The following is a 3,700-nucleotide window of genomic DNA, read 5'->3' on the forward strand; positions in this document are numbered from 1 at the left end:
CTTGTTTACACATATTATCATTTACAGCATACCATAACTGCTCTATATCTCCCCCCTATCCAGACTGTAAGTGGTCCTCTGTTCTTTAAAAATTGATTATATTCTTTCCAATTATTTATTTTGTATTTAACCTTACTCTTGCTTCTTTTCTTCATTTGAACTTAGCTGCTTCTTTCCTTAGCTTATCAATGTGGTTGCCTTGTACTCTTTAAGCTATCCTTCTTACTTTAATTCTTTCAGACTTTTGTTAATTTCAACCTCCTTTACATATTTGAGCAACAAAACCACTATTTAGTAGGTTATAAATAAATTATTTAGAAATAGAAGGAACGCTTGGTTCAGAGCCCCTTAAACGTTTAGTTTCTCGCGCTTGCCAGGCTTTGCCTGAGGTTTGAGATTCTATATTATTAAAGTTATTATTTATATTGGAGTTGTTTAAATTTTGGTTATTACAGTTCTCTTTATCTTGGTAGGCGGAGTGTAATTCCGGAATACTTTTTACAAGATCCTTGGTAAGAATATTTATCTGCTCGGGGAATTCAGTTTTGTATTCCTGTAGAAGTTCTTTAACTCTATCTGCAATTATTTCCGGTTTTGTATTAATCAAAGTTCTGAAGACTTCAATTATTTGTTGGTTAGGATAGTCATTTGAATTTATGGATTCAATGGATATATGAATTAATTTTTTTAAGATCTCATTATCATTGTAAGTTGGCACTAGGAATTTATATTTATCAGGTATGCAATTTACCAGCTCAATAAAAAAACCAAATCTTTTATTATCTAAGGTATCAGTAAAAGGGCTATAATTTAAAAAAGATAACAAATGAGATAATTTATTTTCTCTTGCCATTTTGATAAATAAATATTTCATAAATAAAGTAAGCTCACCTTCTAAGTATCTAGGAATCCATTCTTGTGCTGTATTGATATCCTCTTCAGTAAGTTTACTAGGTTTTCTATAATTTAATTCGTTTTTTCTTTTCATAATATTTATACTCCAGAAAGCAAGGGTATTTTATTAATAAAATTTATAATATTTAAGCTAGTTGTTAGTGTATAGATTAATAAATATTACTTTATAAAATATATTTAAACATTTTTCTAATACAACTTAAAAAACAATATTTTTAATAAAGAACCGCAGTTAATAAATTTTTAACCATTATATGATAGGGTTAAGTTGACGGTGCCCCTAGATTATTATTCCTAGCTTAAGAATACCAAGCTGCTATGCAAATAAATATTAATATTTTCTTGTTGTTATAAGAATAATTGATAACTTTTACTTTATAACTTATAATTATGTTAGTTTTTAAAGAAAGCAGCTGGAGTTTTAGATGCGTAGAGAAAGAGATGAGAGAAGGGTCCCCCCAAGGCCAAGTGGCTATGATTCAAGCTCAAGTTCTAGTTCCAGGGCTCCTAGAGTAGATACTCCTATAGAAATAAGGAGACTAAGTTCATTAGCAGGGCTTTTTAGGGGAGAAGATGTTTGTGGCGCCGTATGTTTTTATGGAAATGAGTTATTAATATCAACAAACAGTACAGAGGAATCGCAATTTATAGGAGATATACTTGATTATTTATCCGAAGTTGCAAGGCAAGCCCCAACCTTCTATAATGGTATTTTTGAAGCTAAGAATATAAATGAGTTTCTAGAACAAAAATCAGAAATGATAAAAAGAAGTGAAGGAACTTTTTTAAATAAGTACAAAAACCTTTCTAGAGGGAAGCACAGCAGCTATTATAAAGACTTAAGAAAATATATAAGGAAGGTAACTGATTCAATAATTAAATGTTACTTACCTATTAAGGATGATGCTACTAAATATGAAGAAGGCGCCTTATCAAAGCAAATACTTAATATTTTAAGAAGTAAAAGATACCAGTTTATTAAAGGGAGTGAAAGGGTGCATGCTGAACTAAAGATACTAGAATATATTTTAAGGCAACATAATAATTTAGAAAGAAGAATTGATACATTGCATATAGGAGTTTCAAAGCAGTGCTGTGATAATTGCTATAAACTAATAGATTCAGTTAATGAAGTCATACTAGAACGGTATGAATATAGATTAGTTGATGTAAGAAGCTCACACGGAGCAGCTTTTAGAGCTGGGGTACCAGGGTTTATGATAAGAGAGAATGATATAATAGATGAAAGAATTAGGCAAGAAATAGAAAATCGCTTTTTATCTAAAATTAATGGGGCAAGAAGTGAGAAAAGAACGATAGAAGCTGCATTATCAAGAAATTCAAAACCATCTGTTACTGGTGAAGAACAACTACATAGAAAATCTCCATCACCAATACCGGATTTTTATGGGTTACCAAGAAAGTTTAGTTTAGAAAGATTGGTTGAAAAATATCATGAAAGAAGGGAGAGGAGTGAAGTATTAATAGAAAGAGTTGAGGATAAAGAAGAATCAAGAGAAGGTAGGGAAGTTAAGGGCAAGGATGTAGGCGAAGAAAAGGTAGTAATGGCAGGCAAGAGAAAAAGAGAAGAACCAGACACAAGCACTAAGGACAAGAGTAAGGAGCAATGGGAACAAAGAGTAAGAAGTGAGAGGGATAATAAGGGTAAAGAGAAAAGTTCAGGACTAGGCTCCTAACTTATTAAAAAAAAGACAAAAATTTAATAATTCAAATATTGAATAAAAAAAGATAACTAATATTATTTAAAAATAAAGAATATGTTTTATATAAGGAAGGTAGCAAGATGCTAGGAAACCGTGAATTAAATTATAATTTTGTAAGAGCTGTTGACAATGGAAACATAGAAAAAGCTAAGCAGCTTTTATTAAATGGAGCAGATGTTAATGCAAAAGGTGAAATTTTAGAAGATACTGCATTACAGATCGCCACAGAGCGTGGAAATATGAAAATGGTAGAGCTATTATTAGCGCAGCCAAATATAGAAAATGACTTTGAAAGTTTACAAAACGCTTTGTACAATGGGTATGGTAATGTTGCCAGAAAGATATTAGAACATAAACCAGAGCTAGCTAAAATGGCAATTGATGGAGAAAACCCGCTACAGTCCAGTATATTAACTGGAGATAAAAATTTGATATCTGATCTCATACCATTACTAATAAAATATGGAGCTGATGTTAATATACGTAATGAAAATGGCCGCACTCCATTACATTTAGCTGCACATCATGGTTTGAGAGATGCTTGTGCACTATTGCTTAAGCAAGAGGGGATTATAGTTGATGCAGCAGATAAAAAAGGATATACGCCATTACACCATGCGGCAAGTGCCGGTAAAATCGGATGTTGTAGAATATTGCTTGAAAAAGGAGCAGACCCTGAAAGGACCGTAAAAGATAAAAATATAATAGACCTATGTAATAATTTATACCCTAATAAAGCTGAGCTATTGAAAGATACTATAAAAAAAGTTGAAGCTCAGAAGTTAAGGAAAAGGAAAGTGCAAGATAATGAAGTTGCAATTGATCAAGAATCTAGTTTATCAGATAGCGAGGAACAGCCTAAGGAGAAGAAAGTAAAGAAATGGGCTGAGGAGGAAGATAAAAGACTAGTGAATAATGGAGCAGTGAAGGTAAGTAGAGGAGTAAATACTTTCTAGTTGCATGTAATAAAATTAGCAGCCGATATTAAAGTGAACATTGAAATATAGGTAGTGATACCGTGTATGGAGTCAAGTATATAACATTTGTGAGTTGTATTTAGT

3 protein-coding genes are annotated in these 3,700 nt (G+C 31.7%); 2 read left to right on the forward strand and 1 reads right to left on the reverse strand.

Annotated elements, in window-relative coordinates:
• Window positions 1-310 precede the first annotated feature (310 nt).
• A complete protein-coding gene (locus NF27_RS02445; protein WP_039455443.1) occupies window positions 311-988 on the reverse strand; it encodes a hypothetical protein in 678 nt (225 codons plus the stop codon).
• A 352-nt stretch (window positions 989-1,340) separates the two neighbouring features.
• Between NF27_RS02445 and NF27_RS02450 the strand changes: the two genes are divergently transcribed.
• Both NF27_RS02450 and NF27_RS02455 read left to right on the forward strand, forming a co-directional pair.
• On the forward strand, window positions 1,341-2,612 hold the full coding sequence (locus NF27_RS02450) for a nucleic acid/nucleotide deaminase domain-containing protein (RefSeq protein WP_039455445.1): 1,272 nt from the start codon (window positions 1,341-1,343) through the stop codon (window positions 2,610-2,612).
• A gap of 107 nt (window positions 2,613-2,719) precedes the next feature.
• Entirely contained in the window at window positions 2,720-3,595 is an 876-nt protein-coding gene (locus NF27_RS02455) for an ankyrin repeat domain-containing protein (RefSeq protein WP_039455448.1), read from the forward strand.
• Window positions 3,596-3,700: the final 105 nt, after the last annotated feature.

The organism is Candidatus Jidaibacter acanthamoeba, assembly GCF_000815465.1.
Classification (GTDB): Bacteria; Pseudomonadota; Alphaproteobacteria; order Rickettsiales; family Midichloriaceae; genus Jidaibacter; species Jidaibacter acanthamoebae.

Coding starts and splice junctions, on each gene's coding strand:
- NF27_RS02445 (WP_039455443.1), bottom strand. CDS start 988: ATGAAAAGAAAAAACGAATTAAATTATAGAAAACCTAGTAAACTTACT.
- NF27_RS02450 (WP_039455445.1), top strand. CDS start 1,341: ATGCGTAGAGAAAGAGATGAGAGAAGGGTCCCCCCAAGGCCAAGTGGC.
- NF27_RS02455 (WP_039455448.1), top strand. CDS start 2,720: ATGCTAGGAAACCGTGAATTAAATTATAATTTTGTAAGAGCTGTTGAC.